At 33.0% G+C, this 25,530-nt stretch carries 23 protein-coding genes and 1 pseudogene; 14 read left to right on the forward strand and 10 right to left on the reverse strand.

What is annotated here, in order from left to right; genetic code table 11:
• Positions 1 to 7: 7 nt before the first annotated feature.
• Positions 8 to 451 (forward strand): D-aminoacyl-tRNA deacylase, encoded by a 444-nt coding sequence (gene dtd, locus VS182_RS04355; RefSeq protein ID WP_479483964.1) that lies wholly within the window; start codon positions 8 to 10, stop codon positions 449 to 451.
• Positions 452 to 638: 187 nt separating this feature from the next.
• The gene (gene tkt / locus VS182_RS04360; RefSeq protein ID WP_479485150.1) at positions 639 to 2,615 is read left to right on the forward strand and encodes a transketolase; all 1,977 of its coding nucleotides are present in this window, start codon (positions 639 to 641) and stop codon (positions 2,613 to 2,615) included.
• Between the two features lie 85 nt (positions 2,616 to 2,700).
• On the opposite strand, the gene VS182_RS04365 is transcribed toward tkt, so the two are convergent.
• Together VS182_RS04365 and sspI are read right to left on the reverse strand one after the other, a co-directional pair.
• Positions 2,701 to 2,865 carry a hypothetical protein gene (locus VS182_RS04365; RefSeq protein ID WP_479483965.1) on the reverse strand — a complete coding sequence of 55 codons (165 nt, stop codon included), beginning with the start codon at positions 2,863 to 2,865 and terminating at the stop codon, positions 2,701 to 2,703.
• Between the two features lie 89 nt (positions 2,866 to 2,954).
• Positions 2,955 to 3,164, reverse strand: coding sequence for a small acid-soluble spore protein SspI (sspI, locus tag VS182_RS04370; protein ID WP_479483966.1), 210 nt, complete (start codon positions 3,162 to 3,164; stop codon positions 2,955 to 2,957).
• Positions 3,165 to 3,266: 102 nt separating this feature from the next.
• On the opposite strand from sspI, the gene VS182_RS04375 reads away from it, so the two are divergent.
• The 7 genes and pseudogenes from VS182_RS04375 (at position 3,267) to VS182_RS04405 (ending at position 12,415) form a co-directional block, all read left to right on the forward strand.
• Positions 3,267 to 4,052: a TrmH family RNA methyltransferase gene (locus VS182_RS04375; protein ID WP_479483967.1), complete on the forward strand. Its 786-nt coding sequence runs from the start codon at positions 3,267 to 3,269 to the stop codon at positions 4,050 to 4,052.
• 86 nt (positions 4,053 to 4,138) lie between these two features.
• Complete coding sequence (gene pheS, locus VS182_RS04380; protein ID WP_479483968.1) at positions 4,139 to 5,092, forward strand: phenylalanine--tRNA ligase subunit alpha; 954 nt, start codon at positions 4,139 to 4,141, stop codon at positions 5,090 to 5,092.
• A 14-nt stretch (positions 5,093 to 5,106) separates the two neighbouring features.
• Entirely contained in the window at positions 5,107 to 7,527 is a 2,421-nt protein-coding gene (gene pheT / locus VS182_RS04385; RefSeq protein ID WP_479483969.1) for a phenylalanine--tRNA ligase subunit beta, read from the forward strand.
• A gap of 26 nt (positions 7,528 to 7,553) precedes the next feature.
• Complete coding sequence (locus VS182_RS04390) at positions 7,554 to 7,802, forward strand: cell division protein ZapA (protein ID WP_479483970.1); 249 nt, start codon at positions 7,554 to 7,556, stop codon at positions 7,800 to 7,802.
• 18 nt (positions 7,803 to 7,820) lie between these two features.
• On the forward strand, positions 7,821 to 8,330 hold the full coding sequence (locus VS182_RS04395; RefSeq protein WP_479483971.1) for a CvpA family protein: 510 nt from the start codon (positions 7,821 to 7,823) through the stop codon (positions 8,328 to 8,330).
• A 1,221-nt stretch (positions 8,331 to 9,551) separates the two neighbouring features.
• Positions 9,552 to 9,893 (forward strand): annotated as a pseudogene (locus VS182_RS04400) (cell wall hydrolase); the annotation flags it as partial.
• A gap of 161 nt (positions 9,894 to 10,054) precedes the next feature.
• On the forward strand, positions 10,055 to 12,415 hold the full coding sequence (locus VS182_RS04405; protein WP_479492345.1) for an endonuclease MutS2: 2,361 nt from the start codon (positions 10,055 to 10,057) through the stop codon (positions 12,413 to 12,415).
• Between the two features lie 88 nt (positions 12,416 to 12,503).
• Here VS182_RS04405 and VS182_RS04410 read toward each other — a convergent pair whose 3' ends face one another.
• Positions 12,504 to 12,863, reverse strand: a complete 360-nt coding sequence (locus tag VS182_RS04410) for a hypothetical protein (RefSeq protein ID WP_479492346.1) — start codon at positions 12,861 to 12,863, stop codon at positions 12,504 to 12,506.
• A 247-nt stretch (positions 12,864 to 13,110) separates the two neighbouring features.
• On the opposite strand from VS182_RS04410, the gene VS182_RS04415 reads away from it, so the two are divergent.
• The 3 genes from VS182_RS04415 to sdhB are packed head-to-tail and all read left to right on the forward strand — an operon-like array spanning position 13,111 to position 16,332.
• Positions 13,111 to 13,776, forward strand: a complete 666-nt coding sequence (locus VS182_RS04415) for a succinate dehydrogenase cytochrome b558 subunit (protein WP_479483974.1) — start codon at positions 13,111 to 13,113, stop codon at positions 13,774 to 13,776.
• A 26-nt stretch (positions 13,777 to 13,802) separates the two neighbouring features.
• Positions 13,803 to 15,569 carry a succinate dehydrogenase flavoprotein subunit gene (gene sdhA, locus VS182_RS04420; protein ID WP_479483975.1) on the forward strand — a complete coding sequence of 589 codons (1,767 nt, stop codon included), beginning with the start codon at positions 13,803 to 13,805 and terminating at the stop codon, positions 15,567 to 15,569.
• Between the two features lie 4 nt (positions 15,570 to 15,573).
• A complete protein-coding gene (gene sdhB, locus VS182_RS04425; protein ID WP_479483976.1) occupies positions 15,574 to 16,332 on the forward strand; it encodes a succinate dehydrogenase iron-sulfur subunit in 759 nt (252 codons plus the stop codon).
• A 521-nt stretch (positions 16,333 to 16,853) separates the two neighbouring features.
• On the opposite strand, the gene VS182_RS04430 is transcribed toward sdhB, so the two are convergent.
• From VS182_RS04430 to VS182_RS04450, 5 genes are all read right to left on the reverse strand, one after another.
• A complete protein-coding gene (locus tag VS182_RS04430; RefSeq protein WP_479483977.1) occupies positions 16,854 to 16,982 on the reverse strand; it encodes a hypothetical protein in 129 nt (42 codons plus the stop codon).
• 578 nt (positions 16,983 to 17,560) lie between these two features.
• The gene (locus VS182_RS04435) at positions 17,561 to 17,848 is read right to left on the reverse strand and encodes a transposase family protein (protein ID WP_479483978.1); all 288 of its coding nucleotides are present in this window, start codon (positions 17,846 to 17,848) and stop codon (positions 17,561 to 17,563) included.
• A gap of 36 nt (positions 17,849 to 17,884) precedes the next feature.
• Entirely contained in the window at positions 17,885 to 18,475 is a 591-nt protein-coding gene (locus VS182_RS04440) for a transposase (RefSeq protein WP_479492347.1), read from the reverse strand.
• Between the two features lie 879 nt (positions 18,476 to 19,354).
• Positions 19,355 to 19,546 (reverse strand): hypothetical protein, encoded by a 192-nt coding sequence (locus VS182_RS04445; RefSeq protein ID WP_479488953.1) that lies wholly within the window; start codon positions 19,544 to 19,546, stop codon positions 19,355 to 19,357.
• Positions 19,547 to 20,345: 799 nt separating this feature from the next.
• Positions 20,346 to 20,777, reverse strand: coding sequence for a TIGR04086 family membrane protein (locus VS182_RS04450; RefSeq protein ID WP_479483981.1), 432 nt, complete (start codon positions 20,775 to 20,777; stop codon positions 20,346 to 20,348).
• Positions 20,778 to 21,028: 251 nt separating this feature from the next.
• Between VS182_RS04450 and VS182_RS04455 the strand changes: the two genes are divergently transcribed.
• Positions 21,029 to 21,586, forward strand: coding sequence for a hypothetical protein (locus VS182_RS04455; RefSeq protein WP_479483982.1), 558 nt, complete (start codon positions 21,029 to 21,031; stop codon positions 21,584 to 21,586).
• A 35-nt stretch (positions 21,587 to 21,621) separates the two neighbouring features.
• Here the strand turns inward: VS182_RS04455 and VS182_RS04460 are convergent, their stop codons facing one another.
• Complete coding sequence (locus tag VS182_RS04460; protein ID WP_479483983.1) at positions 21,622 to 23,289, reverse strand: oligosaccharide flippase family protein; 1,668 nt, start codon at positions 23,287 to 23,289, stop codon at positions 21,622 to 21,624.
• Positions 23,286 to 24,920, reverse strand: coding sequence for an oligosaccharide flippase family protein (locus VS182_RS04465; protein WP_479483984.1), 1,635 nt, complete (start codon positions 24,918 to 24,920; stop codon positions 23,286 to 23,288). Before VS182_RS04465 ends, VS182_RS04460 begins: the two co-directional genes overlap by 4 nt.
• Positions 24,921 to 25,171: 251 nt before the next feature.
• Here VS182_RS04465 and VS182_RS04470 point away from each other — a divergent pair, with 251 nt between their 5' ends.
• The gene (locus tag VS182_RS04470; protein WP_479483985.1) at positions 25,172 to 25,513 is read left to right on the forward strand and encodes a post-transcriptional regulator; all 342 of its coding nucleotides are present in this window, start codon (positions 25,172 to 25,174) and stop codon (positions 25,511 to 25,513) included.
• Positions 25,514 to 25,530: the final 17 nt, after the last annotated feature.

Here is a 25,530-nt window from a genome sequence, read left to right on the forward strand (position 1 = left end):
TATTAAAGTGCGCGTGCTTCTTCAGCGCGTTAAAGCTGCGTCTGTAACCATTGATGATCTTTTTGTGGCACAAATAAAGCAAGGACTGCTATTATTTGTAGCCATGGGTAAAAACGATAATAAGGCTACATTTAGCTGGATGGCTAATAAAATCAAAAATTTACGCGTTTTCCCTGATCATACAGGTCTTTTAGCAAAAAATATCCAAGATATTGCAGGAAGCCTTTTAATTGTTTCTCAATTCACTTTATATGCTGAAACAAAAAAAGGCACCAGACCATCACTAACAGGTGATGCTGCTCCTAAAGAAATTGCTTTATTATTATTCCAACAATTTTGTCAACATATGTTAGAAACAAACATCCCGTTACAAATGGGACATTTTGGTGCTGATATGGATGTATCTTTAACCAATGATGGACCATTCACATTATGGCTTGATCATGTATAAATCAATAAAGTAATAGAGCAATAGAGTAATAAAGCAATAAAGCAATAAAGCAATAAAGTAATAAAGTAATAAAGTAATAAAGCAATAAAGTAATAAAGCAATAAAGTAATAAAGTAATAAAGTAATAAAGTAATAAATCAACATCGAGAAATGAATATAAACTTAGGAGGTATTTAAGATAAAAGATATCCTTTCTATACAAGATGACGCGATTAATACACTTCGTATATTTTCTATAGAGCAAGTTGAACATGCTAAATCAGGACATCCAGGGTTACCTATGGGTGCTGCTGCGATGGCTTATGCGCTTTTTGCTAATATTAGAAGGCATAGTCCTCAAAATCCTACGTGGTTTAATCGTGATCGTTTTGTCTTATCGGCTGGTCATGGTTCGGCTTTGTTATATAGTTTGCTTCATCTTTTCGGTTATGGGGTTACTGAAGATGATTTGCGTGCTTTCCGTCAAGCTGGCAGTATTACGCCAGGTCATCCTGAATATGGTCACACACCTGGTGTTGATGCCACAACGGGACCTTTAGGGCAGGGTATTGCTAATGGTGTGGGTATGGCGATTGCGGAAGCTAATCTAGCTACTTTATATAATCGGCCAGATTTCAAGATTATTGATCATTATACATATGTTTTATGTGGCGATGGCGATCTGATGGAAGGCGTTTCATACGAGGCTTGTTCTTTGGCGGGACATTTAGGGTTAGGTAAATTGATTGTTCTTTATGATGCTAATGATGTTATTCTCGATGGACCTTTAAATCAGACTTATTCAGAGGACACCGTGATGCGTTTTAAGGCGCAAAATTGGCATGTTTTAACTGTTGAAGATGGTAACGATGTGGATAAAATTACAGCTGCTTTAAAAGAAGCGCAAAAAGTTACGCAAAAGCCATCGTTGATTATTGTTAAAACGACTATTGGTTATGGTAGTCCTAATCGTTCTGGCACATCAGAAGCTCACGGTAAACCATTGGGTGAAGCTGAGTTTGACCTTGTGAAAAAAGCTTATAAATGGGATCATAAAACACCTTTTTATATCGCACCTGATGTAAAAAACCATTTTTGGCATATACAGCAAAAAATAGAACTTTCATATAATAAATGGTTAAAAATTTGGCAAGCATATGAAGCGAAATTCCCAAAGCTAGCATCAGCTTTACTATCAGCCATGGAAGGTACTTTTCCTCATATAGAGCTTTCATTAAAGTTTCCTGATAAATTTTCTACACGTGAGGCTTCTGGTGCTTTTTTGACCAAAATAACGCCAATAACACCTTGGTTGATCGGTGGATCTGCGGATTTAGCTTCATCTAACAACACAACGTTGCCAAATGCTGGGCATTTTAATCAAAATAATCACGAAGGAAGAAATATTTACTTTGGTGTTCGTGAACATGCCATGGGTTCAATCATCAATGGTATCATGTTGCATAAAGGCTTATTAGCTTTCTGTTCGACTTTTTTTGTTTTTTCTGATTATTTAAGACCCGCAATTCGTCTAGCTGCGCTTAGCAAATTACCAGCTATATATGTTTTCACCCATGATAGTTTAGCTGTTGGTGAAGATGGACCTACACATCAACCAGTTGAACACTTAGCTTCTTTAAGGAGCATACCAAACTTAACCGTTATACGCCCCGCTGATGCTTATGAAACTGTTATAGCATGGCAATATGCGTTAACCAAAAGAGAAGGACCCGTGGCTTTAATTTTAAGCCGGCAAGCACTACCTGTTTTGTCCGAGACACATAGTTGTTTAAAAGATGTAATAAAAGGCGGGTATACGCTGTTGAAGAGCGATCAACCCCAAGGTATTTTTATAGCCACAGGATCTGAAGTTTCCTTAGCTCTGGACGCTGCTAAAAAATTAGCTCAACAAGCGATTTTTGTAAATGTTGTTAGTATGCCTAGTTGGGAACTTTTCCTTTCGCAAGATGATGCTTATCAAGAAGAAGTTTTACCTGCTCATTTAACAAAACGGATTGCCATTGAAGCTTCTTCATCCCAAGGTTGGGAGCGATTTGTCGGTTCAAAGGGTTGTGTTATTGGTGTGGATAACTTTGGTGCTTCTGCACCGGGAAGTTTATTATTGCAACAAAGAGGTTTTACGGTGGATAATGTTATAGAAAAATGGCTAAAAATACAGGATTAATAGAAGTCGTTTTTGTAATGATTTTTAAATTCATTTATTTTTTTGGTGCTTTTTCTGTATTTTCAACCCTTTAATTGCTAAACTCTTAGGGATGCTCATTTTTTTTCCCTGATGTTTTCCCTGGACTAGAATGAAAATGTTGCTGAGGTATAGGTCCGATATTTTCTCCTTTCGGTACTTTATTACTACTGTTTGGTCGATGATTCGTTTTACGAAAACTATGAGGTGAAGTTCTACCTGCATCTTTCATGGTATTAAAACATCCTTTCATTTTTTAAAAACATATTATTTTAGTTTATTTTATAATTTTAATAAAACATATAATTTTAGGAAATAATTTTATACTTTATTGATACCAGCATGTAAATTACGGATAATCGCTTCTTGTTCTGTCTTGTCACTATTTTCCCAGACTAAAGAAAATAATACACCTAACCCTGGCAACATTTTCTCTTCTTGAGAATTTCTAGCATCTTCAACTAAAGAGGATAATTCTTGAGGTGATAATTTTTGGACCTTCTTTTTTACGGCTTCTTTAATTGGTATCATAAAATTTATGACAACTCCTTTTTATCTAAAGCATGTGTTAAAAGATAGCTGTTTATACAGAAAGGTGTTGAGGATTCTATAGGTCGCTTTACCAATACATATTTGGTACCAACACAAAAACAGATCAGGATTTGGCAAAAATTACAAACTAAAAAAGGTCGTATCGCATATGGTTTATTTATCGTAGAAGGACCTAATGTTATCCAAGAACTTTGTCAGGATATGGATGATGTCCACGTCCTTGTAGATCAAGATTACAAAGAATCTTTGGTGTTTGCTGATTATTTCAGTTATAAAAAAATCATTTTTTATAAAGTGCCTTCTTTTGTCATTAAGAAACTTTCAATGACCAAAACACCGCAGCATATGATAGCTATTGCGCCTTTACCGCGCTGGGAATTTACGTCATTGGAGGGAAATTTTGCAAAACGCGCTTTTTTTCTTTGTCTTGATGAAGTACAAGATCCTGGTAATGTAGGTACTTTGATTAGAACAGCTTTTGCTTTTGGTGTAACAGCTATTTTTATAGGTCATGGTACAGCGGATCCATTTCAATCCAAAACCATTCGTGCTGCTAGGCGTGCTATATGGCGTTTACCCCTTTTTATCGTCAATCTACCTGATATATACCGTCAATTGCATGAACAAGGCGTTGTTTTTTGGTTAGCAAAGGCGCTTGGTGAGCAAACGTTACCTAATGTTACATGGTCATCAAAAGTTGCTTTGGTATTAGGAAATGAAGCGCACGGTATTTCAGCTGATTTAGCTTCTTTGGCACATAAAAGTGTTCGGATACCGATGACAAAAGATACGGAATCATTAAATGTGGCTGTAGCAGGTTCATTATGCATAGCTTCTTATAATTGGCAATATTCAATGGAGAAATGATAAAAGGCTGAAATGCTAAAAATTTTTTATGATTCGAGGGGGTTTTACGCATTAAGGAACAACTTCATGAACTTCGTTCAAAGGCTTTGTCGTTTTTAGTAGATATAACCACGGTAAAAGAATTACAGGCATGGAAGACACTTTATTTAGGCAAAAAGGGACATTTGACGCAGCAATTACAGCATATGTCTAAACTAGATCCAGCAGTGAGGCCTCAGGTAGGACAGATAGCTAATGAGGTGCGTAAAGAACTTACGGATGCGTTTAATTCATGTATGAAACAATTGACTGAAATTGCTTTAGAGCAGAAATTACAACAAGAACAAATTGATATTACGGTCCCGGGTCATCAACCAATCATTGCAGTTTATCATCCGATCACAGCGATGATAGAGGAATTAGAAGATTTTTTCCTGGGTATCGGTTATCAAGTTGAAGATGGTCCGGAGATTGAAAATGATAACTACAATTTTAATCTATTAAATATTCCTAAAGAACATCCTGCGAGAGATATGCAAGATTCTTTTTATCTTGAAGACGACTTATTGCTTCGTACACATACTTCTCCAGCACAGATTCGCTGTATGCAAAGAAAAGCAGGACAAGTATTGCGGATGATATCACCAGGACGTGTTTATCGACGTGATCGTGATGATGCAACACATTCGCATCAATTTCATCAATTTGAAGTTATGGCTATTGATAAGGAGCTTACTATTGGTGACTTACATGGCCTCTTAGATCACTTCTTAAGACAATTATTGGGACCACAAATTCAACTTCGTTTTCGTGCGAGCTATTTTCCTTTTACGGAACCTAGTCTTGAAGTTGATATTAAACATCCCCAAAAAGGTTTTGTAGAAGTTCTAGGTGCTGGAATGATCCATCCCTATGTTTTACAAAAAACACATGCCCAATTTACAGGCTTTGCGATCGGAGTAGGTGTTGATCGCCTTGTCATGTTACGCCATGGAATTGAAGATATACGAGTCATATATGAAAACGATTTACGCCTGCTAACGCAGTTGCGTTCTAAATAGGGGGAATTTTAATTATGCGTGTTTCTTACAAATGGCTAGCTGAATATGTTGATTTGAAAGACACGACCCCTATCGCTTTGGCTGAAAAACTAACTTTAGCGGGTATCGAAGTAGAAGAAATTATTGCTTATCAGGAAATAATCCAGCATGTTGTAGTGGGATATGTACAAGATGTACAACCACATCCTCAAGCAGATCGTTTGAAAATATGTACGGTTATTATCGATAAAAATGATGAACCATTAAATATTGTTTGTGGTGCAAAAAATGTCAAAAAAGGGCAGCATGTTCCTGTAGCTAAGATAGGTGCAACGTTACCAGGTGGTATAAAAATTAAAAAAACTTCTTTGCGCGGTATTACTTCATACGGAATGATTTGTTCGGCGAAAGAACTTGGTTTGCCTATGGATACATCTGCTGAAGGGGGTATCATGGTCCTAGATGAAGCTTCTTCACTAGGTGAAGATATTTTACAACATCTAGCTTTGCTCGATACAGTTTTGGTACTTGCCCCTACCGCTAATCGTACTGATATCCTCGGTATACATGGATTAGCTATTGAAGTAGGTGCTATTTTATCACGTGAAGTTTATTTGCCACATCTAAAACCTTTTCCTATGCTTGGATCACAACACCTTGAGGTAACGACCGAAAAAAAGGATCTTTGTGCTTTTTATGCTTGTCAGCGTTTAATTGATGTTAAAATACAGCCCACACCTATGTGGATTAAAAATCGTTTGATCATGTCTGGTATTAGGCCTCATTCATTACTTGTTGATATTACACAACTTGTTTTTTTAGAAACTGGATATCCTATGCATATTTTTGATATGCATAAAATCAATGGTAATTTGCAACTCCATACGACGAAAAACCAGACCAAATTTATTGATTTACACGACCAACAAAAAACGTTACCTTTGGGATCATTAGTTTTAAGCGATGACAAACAAATACTTGCTTTAGCTGGTATAATTGGCGGTAAAGCAGCAAGTATTGATCATCAAACAACGGATATTTTGCTTGAATCAGCGTGTTTTCCTTCTTTTCTTTTACGTCAAACGGCTCGTCATTTACAATATAAAACATCTTCAGCCATGCGCTTTGCTAAAGGTGGTTGTACGCCTGTCTTGGCAATGAAAGCATTAACGCGTGCTATCCAATTGTTAACTGAATTGGCTGATGCTAATACGACTGGTCCTGTTGTGTTGCTTGCTGATTCACAGATAAGTCGTAATGAACGGGTTATAACTTTACAGCAACAACATTTAACAAAAACATTAGGTTACGAATTAGCTACTTCAACAGTCGAAAATATTTTACAACGCTTAAGATTGACTACAAACGTACAACATGGTAAATACGAAATTGTGGTTGATGATTTTCGACCTGATTTACAGACAGAAATCGATATTATCGAAGAAATCGTAAGGATACACGGGTGGCACCGCGTTCCTAAAACATTTCCCACCTTTATTCAACAATATAAAGGTTTAACTTTAGCGCAAAAACAAAGACGTCAAGTACGCTCTTTATTAGTTCATTGGGGTTTTCAAGAGGCTTGTACATATAGCTTATTAAGTAAAAAAGAAATCCTGAAATGGCAAGACCCTAAATTGCAAGACAATGATAAAATCATGTGGTCATTAACGAACCCGATGAGTAGTGAATATAACGTTTTAAGAACAACCTTATTACCTTCACTATTGTCTGTTGCAGCACATAATTGGCGTCATGGTCATCATGTACAACGTTGGTTTGAATTAGCCCGTACATATCATAAAGGGCCAAATAATACAGCGATTGAGAAATGGGAACTCGTACTCTTGGGTGTAGGGAATAAAATGACTGCTCTTTCACACCAGCATTTACCTTCACCAGGTAATTTTTATGCTTTAAAAGGTATTCTAACTTCTTTAGCAGATTATTTAGGCATGAAATTCACATATGAACAGATCCGTACACATAACTTTCATCCCTTTAGAACTTCTGCTATTAAACAAGCAGACGGACAAGAAATTATGGGATATTTAGGTGAATTGCGGCAAAATATTTGTCAAGATTATGATTTAGCTACTAATGTGTCAGCAGCTGTTTTGCAATGGGATAACATACAGACACATCCGGCGCTTAATATTAAACCTTGGGCGATTTTTCCTTGTATTCGCCGTGATATCGCGCTTGTTGCTGATGAAGATATTTCCCATGCTCAAATCATCGAGGTTATTAAAAAAAATGCGGGACCATTACTGGTTGATGTTACGCTGTTCGATGTTTTTAAAGCGGGCAATTTAGCGTCAAATCATAAAAGCTTAGCTTATGCTCTTGTTTTTCAAAGTGCTGAAAGAACGCTCCAAGACACCGAATTAAAAGAAATTATAAATAACCTATTGAACTGTTTAGCAAAAGAGCTTGGCATAACGCTTCGTGATTAAATACATATCTTAAGGGAGCGTTTTTTTTGCAAAATAAACTCATGATTGAAATTTATGGTCAGCAATACCATATTATGGGAGAAGAACAAGAAGATGATATTATTAAAACAGCCCAATATGTTGATCAAATGATGAAAAAATTAGCTAAGGCTGATCCGCGTTTAGATTTCACGAAACTTGCCATCCTTTCTGCAATTAACATAGCGGGTGATTATTTGAAATTGACACAAAAACATGAAGAATTGGTAACATTAATTGAAGATAAAACACCATAAGTGAGGTGGACATAAGCTATGATCGATCTTTTTCTTATGCTCTTTTTATTGCTATCTGCCTTTTATGGTTATCAACGTGGTATCGTTGCTCAATTTCTCAGCATCTTTGGTTTTATCATCGCAATAAGTTTGATCTTCCTTATGTGGCAAAATATTGAGAGCATGACATCATTACCTTTGATCATTATCATTAGTTTGTTCGTCTTCTTTTTCTTCGGTAAGATGATATCATCATTTCTGCTAATGATTTTAAAACCAATTATAAGATTGCCATTATTACGTCAAGTAGATGGTCTTTTAGGTACGATATTTGGTTTAGCGAAAGCTATCCTTATATCTTTATTTTTATTATCTATTTTCAGATTATTTCCGCATGAAACTAAAGAGGATTTATTTCAAAATTCGGTTATCGCTAAAAAAATGCTTGAAAATTGGTCATGGGATATATACAACAAACCAGGCAATAACACTTATGATGCTAATAACACCGATAAATTCTTTTTACAAAATAAACCATATAAAGGATAGCACAAATACTGCATGCATCAACATTATTATCATGTGGTATTCTAAAACGAATCCCTGTAACCTTCCTTGCTGGAAGTAGGGAGGTATATGTTGATGTCTTATCGTTGGCTTTATCCTGGTTTATTAATTTTGCTAACTATTCCTTTATTTTTTCAACCACCAGTCACCTCAGCACACCCTTATATCCAAACACAGCGTATTCAATTTGGTGCTGCTTTACAATTTATGGCTCACATGTTTAGGCAGAGAGGATTCACAACCAACGAATCTGATCATGGGTATGTTAGAAGACAATACAAACAAAAATATCAACATCACCATAAGCATCATAAAAACCATAAAAAATCTACACATCACAAAAAAGAACCACCATATAAATATAAGGCGCATCATAAACATCATACGTTAGACAACAACTTAGAATATGATAAAAAAGATGCAGCTAATGATCGAGATATGCGCTTAACCAAAGATTATAAATATGATAAACCTTATAAATCAGAAATTTCTTCTGATGACGAACAAAATGATCACAAATATATACCTTACCGTGATCACACTCTTGAAGAACGTCAACAATATGACCAACAAAACACACCATCAAATCCACCTTTATTACATGACGAACTCCCAGATGTTCCCTATCATACACCTGACAATCTAGAAAATGATCATTTGTCACATCGTCATCATCATACACATGATATGAAACAAAAGCTTATACCGCATGATGCACCTCACAAAAAGCTTATCCCGCATGATGCACCTCACAAAAAGCTTATCCCGCATGATGAACCTCACAAAAAGCTTATCCCGCATGATGCACCTCACAAAAAGCTTATCCCGCATGATGAACCTCACAAAAAGCTTATCCCGCATGATGCACCTTACAAAAAGCTTATCCCGCATGATGCACCTCACAAAAAGCTTATCCCGCATGATGCACCTTACAAAAAGCTTATCCCGCATGATGAACCTCACAAAAAGCTTATCCCGCATGATGCACCTCACAAAAAGCTTATCCCAAAAGAGCTGAATCGTCATAAATCAGGGTATGATGAGCTAGATGAGAGAAAAGAAAGACCAAGAAATAAATCATTAAATCAAAAAATGCGTCAGGATAAAGAAAATGATGTTAAGAATGAATTGCAAAAAGAACCTACGAAGCCTAAATATATCTCTATTAGAGGCAAACAACGTATTCCTATTACAGAGCGCGAAATTGATTTAATCGCTCATACGGTATATGCCGAGGCCCGTGGTGAACCATATATCGGTCAAGTAGCTGTTGCTGCTGTGATTCTTAATCGTATGATCGATCATAATTTTCCTAAAACGATTACAGGTATCATTTTTCAACATCGTGCTTTTGAAGCGGTAGCCGATGGTCAAATTTGGTTGAAACCTGATGAAACTTCACGTAAAGCCGTTGAAGATGCTTTACGTGGATGGGATCCTGTAAATAATGCTATTTATTACTATAATCCTGATTCAGCTACATCTAAATGGATTAAACATAGACCTCAGATAAAAAAAATTGGCAATCATATTTTTTGTCGATGACGTTAAAGTTTTTCTTTATATAATTCATTTAAGCTTTTTGTTAATATTTAGTAGCTTATTTTTGCTTTCTTTTTCTTTATTTCTTTTTTTCGTTTTATTTTTTGACTTTTATATTTATATTATTTTGTCTAAGCTTAATATTAGTAGGGAGGCTCTAGACAATGAAATTTTGGAGCTTAGCTTCTTTGGAATACGGGGCAGTTAAAGCAAAAATTTTACCAGAGACTCCTATAGGTAAAAAATGCTTAGCAGATCTAAAGCCGAGCAATGATTATGATCAAGTAGCTTATCGTTTAGCTGTTTCGAATGAAACAATGGTTCTTTTTAGATTGTCTGTTCAACATATATCTTTAGATGGTATCCAAGATATATCGGATGCTTTGAAACGTTCTAAAGTTGGTGGGACCCTATCTGTGCAGCAATTATTAGCTGTTAAGAATATAATTCTTATCGGTACGAAAGTTAAACGCTTAAGCATGCGTGTTATGGATACCCAAAAAACTATTTTTCCTGAGCTTTATCTAATATTTGATAAGTTTGCCGAACTTAAAGAACTTTTAGCTGATTTAGTAAGATGTTTGAATGATGACGGAAAAGTAGAAGATGCTGCAAGTGCTGATTTAGCACGTTTGCGTAAACAGACAAAACATATTCAAGCTAATATACGTGATCACTTACGACTTTTTGTACGTGATCCTAAAAATAGTTCTCTGCTACAAGAGCCCATTGTTACAATGCGCAATGGGCGTTATTGTGTGCCTATTAAAACTAACTTGCGTCAAGTAGTACCTGGTATTGTGCATGATCGTTCTACATCGGGATCTACACTTTTTATTGAACCATCTTTTATTGTAGAGCAAAATAATCACCTACAGGAACTCTTAAAAGAAGAGTCTTTAGAAATAGAGCGTATTTTAAGACAATTAAGCCAAATAGTTACCGAAGAGCATACAACTTTAACTGAACATCAACAAGCCGTAGGTAAATTTGACCTATTACTAGCTATTGCGCGTTTTGCTCATAAAACCAAATCTGTTTTACCGCTAATAACAGATAATTGGGATTTATGTTTAAAAAATATTAAGCATCCTCTTTTATCTATGGACAAAGCTGTTGCCTTTAATATTTCCTTAAACGAACAACAGCGGGGATTAATTATTACCGGTCCTAATACAGGCGGCAAGACGGTTTCCTTAAAAACCGTCGGTTTGTGTGCTTTACTTGTCCAATCAGGTATCCCCATACCCGTTGATGAAGGTAGTTACATCCCCTTATATCGCTGTATTTTAGCTGATATTGGAGATGAGCAAAATCTCGTTCAAAATCTTAGTACTTTTTCAGGACACTTGAATAATATTTTAAATATAATTAAAATGGTAGAAAATACCCCAACAAATGGACCGGCTCTTTTGATTTTGGACGAGCTAGGAGCAGGTACTGATCCTTCTGAAGGATCTGCTTTAGCGGTTGCCTTGTTAGAAAAATTCTTAGAATTGAAAAGTCATCTGTTAGTTTCCACCCATTTTGAAGCTTTGAAAATATTTGCTTATAAGCATCATCAATTGCAAAATGCCGGGATGGAATTTAACGTTAAAACATTGTCTCCGACCTATCGCTTACAAATAGGTTTGCCTGGAAAAAGTCATGCTTTAACTATTGCGCAAAGGTTAGGATTACGAAATACAATTGTCCAGCGTGCTAAACAATATTTAACCAAATCTTCCGAGGATTTAGATTCAATGCTTGAGTCTTTAGAAACAAAATCTAAACAACTAGAAGAACAAAAATTACACCTTCAACGTCAATATGCCAAAATGCTTGAAGATCAGCATGTTCATTTAAAAGATAAAGAGCAATGGCATATTAATGTACAGAAACAACAAAAACAAATGGAAGAAGAAGCTTTGAAGATCGTTGAACGTACTGAAAAAGCAGCTGCCTCTTTATTGAAGCAATTACAGGGTACAAATTTAAAAGATCACCATATTAGTGATGCTAAGTATCAATTACGCCAAGCTGCTAATGTCAAAGAATTTGTTCCTTTAAAAAATGAGCATAACAAAAAAGTTTTTCAAATTGGTGACCGTATTTTCATTGATTACTTGAATCGCGAAGGCCGTATCGTTAGTATGAGTAAGGGTCGTTTTAATGTTGAAGTTGACGGTATAGGCAAAAATGTTTTTGTTACTGATGCGCAGATTGAGAAAGTAGTTAGTAAGCAGACTACGAAGACAAAACAGACACAAAAAGCTTTTTTTAAAATCGATAAGCGAGCTTATGTATCACCTGAATTGAATCTCCGAGGTGATACGGTTGAAGAAGCATTAAATTCTTTAGATTCATATATTGATGCTGCGCTGTTGGCTAATTATGCGCAAATCACCGTTATTCATGGTAAAGGAGCTGGTGTTTTGCGGCAAGCTGTACATAAATTTTTGTCACAGCATCGCCATGTAAGTAAATTTCGTTTAGGACGGCAAGGCGAAGGTGATATTGGGGTAACTATTGTTTCTTTATTTTAAAAAGGATATCATTAAAGAAAATGGCGGGCGATTTACAGCTCAAAATGACAAGCCCCTTACGGGCTTGTACATCGTAAAAAAATATTTTTTAATCTTTTTTAGATTGATTACCTATATTATTTTGTCCAAGCTCTTTATTTTCTTTAGCTTTTTTCTTCTTCTCTAGCCAAACAGTTAAGATATAACCGAATAGTTTTTCAATTAACAGCCGTTTTAAATTAGAAAATAAAGAGCTAACATTATTGATGATGATTATATTTTCATTTGTTTTATCATAACAATGATCAATATAAACATTATTTTGACGACTGTTTGCACTGATTCTTTTATTGCAAATCATTGTTTGTACATGAGCAACTTTCTTATTTTTATCAATGATATGCATGCCTTCTAAGACAGCTAGCGAGAGAATTGTACCAGCCCATAACAAAAATAAATTATTCTTCATTGTTATTGCTCCTATGAATAATTTATTGCGCCTTTTTGTAACGGGGAATGGCTGACGATTTATAAGTTTTTATAAATAAAAAGGATAAAATTTATTATCCGATTTTAGTTACATTATATTTCCAATCTGATTAAATGTTAACTTAAAATGAGGATAGCTTGTCTGATTAATGTATTTATATTTTATTTTTAAAAGATTATAGGGCATAAATTTCAGAAGTTTTTTGTTATGATTGGAGGGATCTTTCATGAAATTACAGGCTGTACAAAATATGAGTGTTATTAATCGTCGTTTACACTCTTTGTTAGGTGTAATTCCTGTGGGTGCTTTTCTATTAAACCATTTATGGACCAATTGGAAGGCTACTAAAGGGATAGGTTCATTTATTGAACAGGTTGAGATGCTAAATAGTTTACCTTATGTGATGATGTTAGAGATCTTTTTCATCTTCATTCCTATTTTGTACCATGGTTTTTATGGTATGTACATTGCTTTTCAAGCTAAAAACAATCTTCCAAGCTATGGTACAACGCGTAATATGATGTTTGTTTTACAACGTATTACTGGTGTTATTACACTCATTTTTATTTTTTGGCATCTATGGGAGACGCGTGTACAAGTTTTTATACATAATTATGACGCGGAAGATATAGCTATGCTTATGCAACAAATTTTAACCAATGATCTCACGATGTGGTTATACATGATAGGTGTTATAGCTTCTGTTTTTCATTTTAGTAATGGTATGTGGTCTTTTTGTGTTAGTTGGGGTATTACCGTAGGTAAACGAGCTCAGATGTATTCCTCGATTTTATGGATGATTGTCTTCGTTGTGATTTCCATTATGGGTATTCAGTCTATATTAGCTTTTAGATCAGATAATTTTTTAGATCCGATCCAAGATTATTTGTAGTTATTTGAGTAAGGAGTGTGATTTGCATGTCTCAAGGTAAGGCCAAGGTATTAGTTGTAGGAGGTGGCTTAGCTGGTTTAATGACCACCCTTCGTGTGGCGGAAAATGGCGTTCAGGTCGATCTTTTTTCTTTAGTTGCCGTCAGACGTTCACATTCTGTTTGTGCCCAAGGTGGTATCAATGGAGCTGTTAATACCAAAGGTGAAGGTGATTCACCATGGGAACATTTCGATGACACAATTTATGGTGGTGATTTTTTAGCCAATCAACCTCCAGTTAAAAATATGTGTGAAGCGGCTCCGGGTATCATTTACTTAATGGACCGGATGGGTGTACCTTTTAATCGTACACCTGAAGGATTGATCGATTTTAGACGTTTTGGTGGTACTAAACACCATCGAACTGCTTTTGCTGGTGCGACCACAGGGCAACAACTCTTATATGCTTTAGATGAACAAGTAAGACGATATGAGAGTGAAGGTATCGTGACCAAATATGAATATTGGGATTTCTTGTCTATTTTACGTGATGAGACAACTGGTCAAACAATTGGTTTATTAGCAGAAAATTTACGTAGCGGTGAAGTTCGTTCTTTCCTAGGTGACAGCGTTGTTTTAGCTACTGGTGGTCCTGGGATCATTTTTGGTAAATCCACGAATTCAACGATAAATACAGGTTCTGCCGTAGCCTCTGTATATCAACAGGGCGCATATTATGCTAATGGTGAATTTATCCAAGTACATCCTACAGCGATACCAGGTGAAGACAAACTGCGCTTGATGTCAGAATCAGCACGTGGTGAGGGTGGTCGTGTTTTTACATATAAGGATGGTAAACCATGGTACTTTTTAGAAGAAATGTATCCAGCATACGGCAATTTAGTGCCGCGTGATATTGCTACCCGAGCTATTTTTAAAGTTTGTGTCGATATGAAATTAGGCATCGATGGTAAAAATATGGTTTATCTAGACCTAAGCCATAAAGATCCTAAGCTATTGGATATTAAACTGGGTGGTATCCTGGAAATATATGAAAAATTTATGGGCGAAGATCCACGTAAAGTTCCCATGAAAATCTTCCCCGCTGTTCATTATTCCATGGGTGGATTATGGGTTGATTTTGATCAAATGACCAATATACCTGGGTTATTTGCAGCAGGTGAGTGCGAATACCAATATCATGGGGCAAATCGCTTAGGTGCCAACTCATTACTTTCATGTATTTATGCGGGTACCATAGCGGGACCTAATGCTGCGAAATATGCGAAGGATATGTCTTCTATCTCCAAAGATGAACATCTTAAGACAGCAGAAGAAGCCAAAAAAGAATATGAATTGCAGCGACAAAAATTGTCTAATTCGCGTGGAAATGAAAATCCCTACCTATTACATCAAGAGTTAGGTGAATGGATGACCGATAATGTGACAGTTGTACGATATAATGATCGTTTAGCTAAAACAGAAGAAAAAATTAGTGAATTATTGGAACGCTATGAAAATATTGATATGAGTATTGATACTAGCAAGTATAGTAACCAGCCTCTTATTTTTACAAGACAACTAAAAGGCATGCTCCATCTAGCTAAAGCAATTACCGTTGGAGCTCTTAAAAGAAATGAAAGCCGCGGTAGTCATTATAAGCCTGAATTTCCAGATCGTAATGACGAAGAATTTTTATGTACCACCAAAGCTGAATTTTCCCCCTCAGGACCTATTTTAAGCTATGAACCCGTCGATACTTCTCTTATTAAACCAAGACCTCGTCGTTATGATGTGGCTAAGAAGGGAGAGTAGCAAAATGAGCGCAAAAAAAATAACCGAAGTGCATTTGCGTATTATTAGACAAGACAAACCAGATTCACCTTCATATACGGAAGAATTTGTTGTTCCTTATAGGCAAAATATGAATGTTATATCAGCATTGATGGAAATACAAAAAAATCCAGTTAATAAACAAGGAAAAAAAGTAGCACCTGTGGTATGGGATGCAGGTTGTTTAGAACAAATTTGTGGAGCTTGCTCCATGGTTATAAATGGTAAGCCACAACAAGCGTGTGCTGCTTTAATCGTGAATTTAAAACAACCAATAACGATTAAACCCATGAAAACATTTCCCATCTTGCGTGATCTAATCATCGAACGCCGTGGTATGTTTGAATCTCTGAAAAAAGTACGTGCATGGATTCCCATTGATGGTACACATGAACTTGGTTCTGGTCCCAGACAATCAGAAAAAGAACAACAATGGCGTTATGCATTATCAAAATGTATGACATGTGGTGTTTGCTTAGAAGCTTGCCCCAATGTTAATAGCAATACTAACTTTATGGGACCTTTCGTTGCTGGACAAGTAGCTTTGCATAATTCACATCCTACAGGTAAGATGAACAAAGGTGAACGTCTAGACGCTTTAAGTGGTAAAGGCGGTTTACAAGAATGTGGCAATGCCCAAAACTGTGTCTTAGCCTGTCCAAAAGAAGTACCCCTAACAGATGCTATTGCAGAAATGAATCGTGAAACAACAAAACATTTTATAAAGAAGATATTAAAAAATTAACCCCATTTACAGGGGTTAATTTTTTTTATTTAAATTATATCGTTTATATTAATATTTTCTATAACGTCCTATATTGGGATCTTCGTCTATTGATATTTAATTTTATATAATTTATAATCTAGCTTTACCTAGGTACTTTACATCCCATAAAATTTTAAATTAGATTTAAATAATGCATAGTAGACATACTTTTTACTATTTAAAAATATATATTTGAATTTATTGTTCTTTCATTTTAAAAACAGTTTTTTAAATTAGCAATGAACAAGTTTTTGTTAGCTGTAGCTGGTGTCTAAATATTAGATCCACAATAAATTATTATAGAGACATCAATATTAATTGATTTTTTTAGTATTATAATCACAATACAGCTAAAAGAAATCTCTTATATAATCATTTTAAGCTTTTTTAATAAAATTTTAAAATTGACAATAACTACCAATAATCTGCACTAATTGGATATATTAGCATTCTTGGACAAGTCCTACCAATAGGATAGTTACAAGAGAAGTTAGATCTACTCATCTAGATCTTTGGGTAACCGTTATACATCTAATCCTCTTCGCAGGAGGCCGTTTAACAGCGACTACCAATAGGCCAGTTACCAGCGTAGGGGAATCTAATACACTTAGATAGGGTCGGTCGCTCATAATAGACTTGTTGCAAAAAAGATATTATAGTAATATAAATGATAGGACAAATACATTTTTTAGCCTATAATTTACAATAAGTACTTGTTATTACGTTTAAAATTTTTTGATAATATTAAATTATCAAAAAATATAAGCTAATTCTTAAATTTAGTTTCCCTTAATTTCCCTTTTTGTTCGATGTATATATTTAAATATCAAAAATAATAAAATTATATCTTTGGCGTTGAACTAAATAAGACACTTTAATTATCTGATTTTTCAAATCTTAAATTTATTTTTATTGATAAATTATAATTATAAATACCAAGGACTTTTGCCTAAACTTTAATACAATGTGTATTTGAGACTAATAAAGGGTCTTAAAAGATATATTATCACTACTTCCATTATTATATTTTAACACTTATGATAAAATATAAATAAAAATGTTTTAATAAGGAAACTAAGTTTTACTTATTCCTCTGATATGTTTAATTTAATTATTTAAATTTAAATAATAGCTAAAATTATATTAATTTGATCCAACTGATTGTTCGTGTAAATTGTCTGAATTTTTTAATTTATACTTTTGGATTTTATATAGATTTTTTGAATTTATCTAAAGATAAATGATGATTGAATATTGCTGAGATTAGATCAAATTGCTTTGAGAAATTTTTAAGTTTATTACGATATCTATTAGCAATAAGCTTGAATCTTTTGAGCCATCCTATAACTCTTTCAACTAAGTATCTTTCTTTGGATAAAATATGGTTATAGTCTTTTTCTTCTTGGTTTAAAACCTTGTATTTACTGTTTTGATAAGGTATTATGGAATACAAATGATATTGGTTTAGGCCTTTAAAACCTGAATCACCTAGCAACGTTGCGTTTTCTGATAATGGTATACGTGATTTTTTTTAAAGATTAAAATCATGTACGCTACCAGGAGCGTAGTTTGTAAAATAAATCTTGGCAGTTTTAGAGCAAATTAAAATTAAGGATTTCTTACTTGTTTGTTTTTTACGTCCAGATAAATAGGGTTTGTAATTCACCTTAGGACGTTGAATGCATATTTCTGTACCATCTATAATTAATCTGCCATATGTTAAGCTAGGTAGATATTTTTTCATATTTTTAGGATTTTCTTTATTAAGTACTTTTGTTGCGACAGCTTGTACCTTTTTTATAGTTTTATTAACAGTACTGCTAGTAACATCGAAAGTGTGTGCAATACTTCTATAAGTACGACCAAAGAAAAAATTATGAAAAAACAATAACACTTGATTTTCCGGGTCAAGTATGTTTGGTCTACCACCTTTTTCATGGTTTTTCAAGTCATATTTTCGCACACTTTCTACTATAATTGAAAAGGTTATTTTATCGATGCCTACGGCGGACATAAATTCTTTTTCTGTTAATTTTGCTATTTTTGCATATTCCATATTTACATATCTCTTGTTAATATTAGACATAGTTATCTGATCTTTTCTTTTAGTGTTAAATTCCATATTAATAGTAGTATATATACATAAAAAAACAACACAATTTAATAATTGTGTTGTTTTTTTATGTATATAAAGAAATTGCATTTTAATTTAAAGATATCAAAACACAAAAATTTATCTTTTTTCATATCTTAATGAAATTCCAAAAAAAATAATAATATATATAATATTTTTTAGTTTATTCAGATTATTATAACAATATAGCTCATAAATAAGAATAGATATTGAAATTTTATTTTTTAAAAAAATTTAAAAATATCCATAAATGACAATTGTTCGTCTTAATCACATGTATTAAAGTTTAGGCACAAGTCCCAATTATAACATTAAACTGTTTTCAAAACCTTTCTACCCTGTTTCCATATATATTATAGAAAATACTAAATCTTTTCAAAACATCTATAACATGTTATATAGCCATTCTAAGTCACGAAACGTTGAAATTGCATATCGAATTTTCTATGGTTAAAAGGTTAGAGCTTGTTTTTTTTATAGGTATAATTTAATTGCCATGATGCTGAGTCATGCCTTTTAATCCAGAATCACCTATTAAATTTACGTATTAGGTTAGATTAATAGGTGATTTCTGGAATGTGTTGCAATTACCCATCTATTTGAATAATAATTTAGAATTTCGTCATTACTTCGCTCCATATCTTTGCAAATAAAAGCTTTTGCTTTAGATATATCTGGAACTCACTTAAAAGAAATAAGGACCACGGCATTGTCTATAAAATTAAGATTACCTTCATATCTATACACATTATACTTTTATTTTTTAATGGTAAAAACTGTTTTATCTGTTTTATTTATATTCTCCACAATTTTTTTATTGATTTTTTATATCTAAAGGATAAATAATAATATCGATTTTTAATTCTCCTATAAAATTAAATCATTTTTTAAACTTTTTTCGATTATCTTTTTTGAAGTATACCAAGAATCTATGCAAACATATGCTTTCTGACCAGGCGCACTAGATATGATATCGCCAGCAATATCCATTTTATTTCTTTCTATTTTATTATTGCTTTTAACTTTTATAGGATAGCTTAAACCATCTGTATGTAGCATAGCGTGAACAATAGAATGACCATATACACTTCTTTTATCTAGATTATAATAATGATAACCAGCTGCTTGTATAGAGTATTCAGATGATGGCTTTGTCTTATGACATGCTGGACTTGTCCAGAAATATTAATATAGCCTATTAGTAATGTTGCAATTTAAACACAAAAATAGCCATTACCATAGATTTTTGTGCATGAAATTGGGTTCTTAAACACCATTTAAAATGGGTTATTGGATATCATAAATTATCAGAAAGTAAGTTTTATTTTTTATCTTAGCTTTCCGGATAACTTCTTCGTAAGTAACGGTTTTTATTGCTTCACTAAGTATTTTTTTATCTCATTTTTAATTATTGATCATATGACTTATATTTTGATGGCACCGATTATAAAAGCTTTTTTTATGAATATGCGACACAGTTCCATTCACGTTTTTTGATAACATACCATCAATAATCTGCAAAATATGATTAAAAAAAGATGAAGTAAATTGAGATATTAACCCCCATTTAGAAAAAATTTTACCAAATGAGATTTATTTTTTAACCTAAAGTTAATAGACATTCTCTATCCACCTGTTGTGTTTTATTGGAAAACTTACATTTTACACAGGGGATTGATGAATGTCTATTTTATGGTTGTAAAATCTTAAGATATAATATATTGCAAACTTTGGAAATGCTATAATATTTTCTTGGTGTTATTAAAAATTTACATTTTTTGTTTTTTTGCATGTACAGTTATAATATATAAACATATGTTTTTATGCTTATTTTTGAATGATATTTATTTTTTAAAAACTAGATTTTTATTTTAAATATTCTTTTGGCATAAAAAATATTCCCTAGAAAGCCGCCTAAAATGCCTAAACATAAAGCGAAAATCATAAAAATTAATAATTGCCAAGTATCTGGTATGTATATTTGTTTTTGTAAGCTGCCTATAAGCCAAAAAATAAATAAATAAAGCAAACTTTGCTGGCTACCTGTAAATAAACCCATGTATTTAGCTTTGCTTTGATAACCAGCTAGAAAGCTGCTGCAAAACAATGCCAAGATGTGCATTAAACATAAAAACAAAGGCAAATAATAGTAAGGGAAAATATTTTTTTGTAATAAAGTAGCTAACAACATGGTGCCTAATAAAAAAATGGCCCAAGCAATCAATTGCGCTGTTAATAAAGGGAATAATAAATTTGGCGCGTAAGAAGCTATTTTTTGTTTATAACGCATTAACTATTCCACTCCATTATGATTTTTTTGGATCATTATTTTTTAGATCTTTTATATTTTATTACTATATTTTGTTTACCTAAATTGATTGTATTATTTCATTTTGTATTATTTCATTTTGTATTATTTCGTTTTTTGAATGGAGTTTTATTTTTTACAACTATAAAGTATAATTTTCTTGTTTTATGGTTAATCTAATGCGCAACACTAGGGATATACAGCAAAGAGTAGTTATGTGGGGGGGGACCTAGGTGGGCGTAATTATTTTGTTCTTGGTCTATCTTTTTATATATACAATAATTTGTCTATTAGGAAAGCCAAAAATAAGTGAGATGAAGGTAAGCGATTTTATTAATATTATCTTATTTATTGAACTATGCAGTATACTTAGTCAAAAACTTGATTTACCAACAAATACGTATTTGGTTTTATTAATTCTGTTAAGTATCGTTGTTATTGCTTCAAAGCTATTTAAAGATTTTGAATACTGTTTTAAATTTCTTTCATTGTTTAAAAATGTCTTCACAAAAGATAAAGCTCTAGATAATAGTTCTTATATGGATAAAAATTGGTCTTCTAGTATACCAATTGTTTATCCTGAAGTCATTAATACGACCTATGAACGTGTTATTATAGATGGGAAAGTTCAAGATAAAGTTTTACAAAGACATGGCTTAACAAGATTTTGGTTAAAAAATGCTATCCAAAGATGTGGTTTTAATTGTTTTCGTGAAATTGCCATGGCTAGATTAGATTCCCAAGGTGGTTTACTTGTTCAAAGAAGACAAACAGATGAGTGTTTTCATTAACAAAATTAAGTTCTATATTTATTGAAATATATTTTCTAAGCCTGTATTTTTTTGCGATCTTCATGTTTATTGATCCGATTTTTTGGAAAAACGGCCAACATGGTTGATATATCTTCTTTATGTAATAACTTTGTTTTCCATAAACAACCCAGATATATAAATATACTAATTGTGGAGCTTAAGATTAAATTCAAGCTTATTGGTATATTGACACCTAATTCCCAAAGTAAAATTGTTAAAAGATATGTTATTAACGAAATACCTAGTAAAATTAAACCATTTTTTATAGGTAAATTTAAACTGGGTATTTTTTTCATAACATCTTTTAAATTAAGTACAAAGATACACATAATATAGCAGGCAATAGCTATAGCAGCACCAATGATGCCTAAGTCTGTGTAACCAATGAATAATATTATAAGACTAAATTTGATGATTGTACCTATAATAACATTCCTAAAAGTTACCCTTGCTTTGCCTAATGCTTGTAAAATAGCGGCTAGAGGATTAGATAAATAATATAAAAAGCCATAAGGGAAGGCCATTATTTGAAACAAAATGGTCATTTGTTCAACATCTTTTGTAGGATAAAGAAATATAGCAAATGGTTCAGCTAAAGCAAATATGAGCAAAAAACAAGGTATACCGACAATTGTTCCTATTCTTAAAGCTTTTTTAATCAGGTTTTTTAATAATGTATGATCTTGCTGGGTACATGCTTTACTTATTTCAGGTATTAAAGATGTATATATAGCCATCGATATAATAAATGAAGGTGCCATCAATGTGATACAAGCAGCTGCTAGTTGTCCGATTAAGATATTTGTGTTTTGAGTACTTATGAGCGTTATAAGCAGCATCTGTTCAATAACAAATGGTTCAATAAAATATGACAATCTGGTTAAAAGATTTATATTACTTATAGGTATGGCTATTTTTGAGATATAATGATAACATTTTTTTAATTGATGACGCTCTTTTTTATGCATATGGTGATGAAAAAAAGTTTTCAATGACCAAATTTTGCTATCTGGCGTCTTTTTAAAAGATAAATGTAGATAAAATAAACTTGCTAATTCACCTATAATAATGCTGACCATTAATCCTGTTACGGCAGTTATGACGCCATTGTTAAGCCATAAATAATAAGTAATAGCGATCGATATACAAAAACGTACGCTTTGTTCAATCATTTGTGCTAAAGCAAATTTTTTCATTTTATAACCTTGGAAATATCCTCGATAGACATATGATAAAGGCATAAAAAAAACGACCAACATACATACATAGATAGATGGCCAAATGTTATCATTAATTTCGCGGATTATACCTAAATTAATCAACCAATTTAACAAACGATCAGGAAAGCAAAAAATCAAGACGAATCCAATAATGGACCCTATACATCCTAAACCAAGGGTTGCTGATAACATTTTAGCAGTATTAGAAATTTTTTTTGCAATAGTTTGAGAGAGTGCAGGCACTAAACCTAGACCAATAAAGGCTGCTAAGAGCAGGAATAGCGGAAAAATTTTGCGATATAATCCTAAACCTTCCATGCCTATTATATTGGGCACAAAATATACCAATAAAAGCGTACCCAATATTTTATTGAATAACCCAATCCATGATAAAATCGAAGCATTGTATAGGAAAGATACATTTTCTTGTTCATTTTCTTTATATAAGCTATTATTTTTCAATTTTTGTCTCTCCTCTTAAAACCCTTAAATTTTTGTGATATGAAATCAATATCTTCTTTATGGATAAATTTAGTTATTAAAACGAGTAAAATATATACAATTAATCCTAACATAGCTACAATAGCTAAGATTAACCCTTGATGCATATCATTTTTCCAGGTATTGTAGAATAAATCCCATAAAAAGACCATTGCTATGTGAGTGCTTAGGCTGATGATACTCAAAACACTTAGTCTTTTCCAAGGCCAATAAAACCCGGGTAATCTTTTACTTATACTCAGGGTATGCAATAGCCCTACGATTAAAACATAAATACTAGTTGCTAGAGCAGCTCCTAGAATATCTAGTTTCATATAACCAATGAATATGATTATAAGTAAAAATTTGATCAATGTTCCGAGAAGCGAGTTATAAAAAGTTATTTTAGCAGCATTTAATGCTTGTAAAATCGAAGCAATAGGACTAATCAGATAGTAACCTAAACCATACGGGAAAGCCATTATTTTCAAGAATAAAACGATATTTTTACTATCACTTTCCGGATACATCATGTCCACAATAGGTTCAGCTAAGGCGAAGATAATAATAAAATACGGTAGTCCAATAGCCAGGGATAAGCGGAAAGCTTTTTTAGTTCGATAAATAATTAAGTTAAATTTTTGTTTTGCTGCCGCTTCACTAACGGCGGGTATAAGTGAAGTATATAAGGCTAAGGTAATAAAAGAAGGTGCCATCAATAAATTACTTGCGGTCATTAATTGGCCATACAGCGTGGTTGAAACAACGATTGTCATACCTATTGTTGTATAATGGAGCATTTTTTCAATTAAAAATGGTTCTATTGCATAAGCTAACTTACCAAAAATATTACCACTAGTGATCGGAAATGCTGTGCGCCAAATTTTTTGAAAAGCTTGCTTGAAATTTTTCTTATTGTCGGTATTTATTTTCCATAATTTTTCCTGAGTATTTTGTTTTTTAAAGATATACCGCATGTACCATAAACCACACAGTTCACCTAAAAAAAGACAACCAATCATACCTGCCACAGCCCATGTCAAATTATAGTTAGTATATAAATATTGGGCAACAATAAAGCTTGCTGTGACACGGACAAATTGTTCAATGACTGTTGATATGGCATATGTGTCTATTTTTTGTAAGCCGATAAAATAACCTCTATACACATAAGATAGCGGTAGAATAGGTATGATGAATAAACACATATAAATCGATGGCATGATACGATGATCTATTTGGGTTAACCATTTATTGTTATACAATAAATCTATAAAATTTGGTAGAATAAGAAAGCTAACGATTAACACAATCAGGCCACCTAAACATCCCATAAATAATGATGCATTAAGATAAGGTGTATATCTGTAGGATTTGTTGCTTTTTGATGTTTGTAATGCTGCTACTTCCTTTGATAAAGCCGTTATAATACCTAAACCAACACATGAAGTGATCAATAAAAAAATAGGGAAAATTTTTCGGTATAGGCCAATACCTTCTGTGCCGATGATATTTGGTAAATAGTATGCTGTTAGAATAAAGACCAATAACTTATTTATAAATCCTGTCCAAGATAAAATGAATGTGCTTTTAAGAAATTGACTTTGCCCCATATTATGACCCTCTTTCCTTATGGTTGTCTCCAAGTTATTAATATGTACGCCAATTAAAGGGACATCATGCATGATGTCCCTTTAATGCTAATTTTGGGAGTCAGAACATATAGCAGGAAAGAATATTCTACAAAATGATTCTGCTTAAAATAAATAGGTCGAAGTTTTTAATATTATTAAAAAACTTATTAAAATTAGCTCTAAATTATTAAAAACTACCTTTTATACATAACACCTAGGAGGTTATTATTTTGTCAAGAATACACACAACTTTAGAATTACTATGTCAAAAATTATGTCAAAGTGGTAATGTAGAGATATCAACAAGTGCTATGAAACATCGGATCTTAGCACTTTGTGAGAGTAAAGTCGTTGAATTTCGACGTTGTGGATATAGGAATGTAACAGCAGTACAAATTATTGCATGTGTTTTTGCTAATTATCGTGATAAAGCTTTAAGTTTACATTGTTTTTTTCATTCTATTCTGTCTCTTAGGGCGAGTCATTTTATTAACTGGATGATGTTGTCTATATATAAAAAACCAGAAGCTATGCTTGCTGATGCGCAATCATATATAAATAGGCCTAATTAAGGAGGCATGGGTAAGAA

It is taken from the genome of Pasteuria ramosa (assembly GCF_056496785.1).

Bases quoted from the DNA above. Each gene is read 5' to 3' on its own strand.
- VS182_RS04365 (WP_479483965.1), bottom strand. From the start codon at position 2,865: ATGAAAGATGCAGGTAGAACTTCACCTCATAGTTTTCGTAAAACGAAT.
- sspI (WP_479483966.1), bottom strand. From the start codon at position 3,164: ATGATACCAATTAAAGAAGCCGTAAAAAAGAAGGTCCAAAAATTATCA.
- pheT (WP_479483969.1), top strand. From the start codon at position 5,107: ATGCGTGTTTCTTACAAATGGCTAGCTGAATATGTTGATTTGAAAGAC.
- VS182_RS04395 (WP_479483971.1), top strand. From the start codon at position 7,821: ATGATCGATCTTTTTCTTATGCTCTTTTTATTGCTATCTGCCTTTTAT.
- VS182_RS04405 (WP_479492345.1), top strand. From the start codon at position 10,055: ATGAAATTTTGGAGCTTAGCTTCTTTGGAATACGGGGCAGTTAAAGCA.
- VS182_RS04410 (WP_479492346.1), bottom strand. From the start codon at position 12,863: ATGAAGAATAATTTATTTTTGTTATGGGCTGGTACAATTCTCTCGCTA.
- VS182_RS04415 (WP_479483974.1), top strand. From the start codon at position 13,111: ATGAAATTACAGGCTGTACAAAATATGAGTGTTATTAATCGTCGTTTA.
- sdhA (WP_479483975.1), top strand. From the start codon at position 13,803: ATGTCTCAAGGTAAGGCCAAGGTATTAGTTGTAGGAGGTGGCTTAGCT.
- sdhB (WP_479483976.1), top strand. From the start codon at position 15,574: ATGAGCGCAAAAAAAATAACCGAAGTGCATTTGCGTATTATTAGACAA.
- VS182_RS04430 (WP_479483977.1), bottom strand. From the start codon at position 16,982: ATGAGCGACCGACCCTATCTAAGTGTATTAGATTCCCCTACGCTGGTA.
- VS182_RS04440 (WP_479492347.1), bottom strand. From the start codon at position 18,475: ATGGAATTTAACACTAAAAGAAAAGATCAGATAACTATGTCTAATATT.
- VS182_RS04445 (WP_479488953.1), bottom strand. From the start codon at position 19,546: ATGCTACATACAGATGGTTTAAGCTATCCTATAAAAGTTAAAAGCAAT.
- VS182_RS04450 (WP_479483981.1), bottom strand. From the start codon at position 20,777: ATGCGTTATAAACAAAAAATAGCTTCTTACGCGCCAAATTTATTATTC.
- VS182_RS04465 (WP_479483984.1), bottom strand. From the start codon at position 24,920: ATGGGGCAAAGTCAATTTCTTAAAAGCACATTCATTTTATCTTGGACA.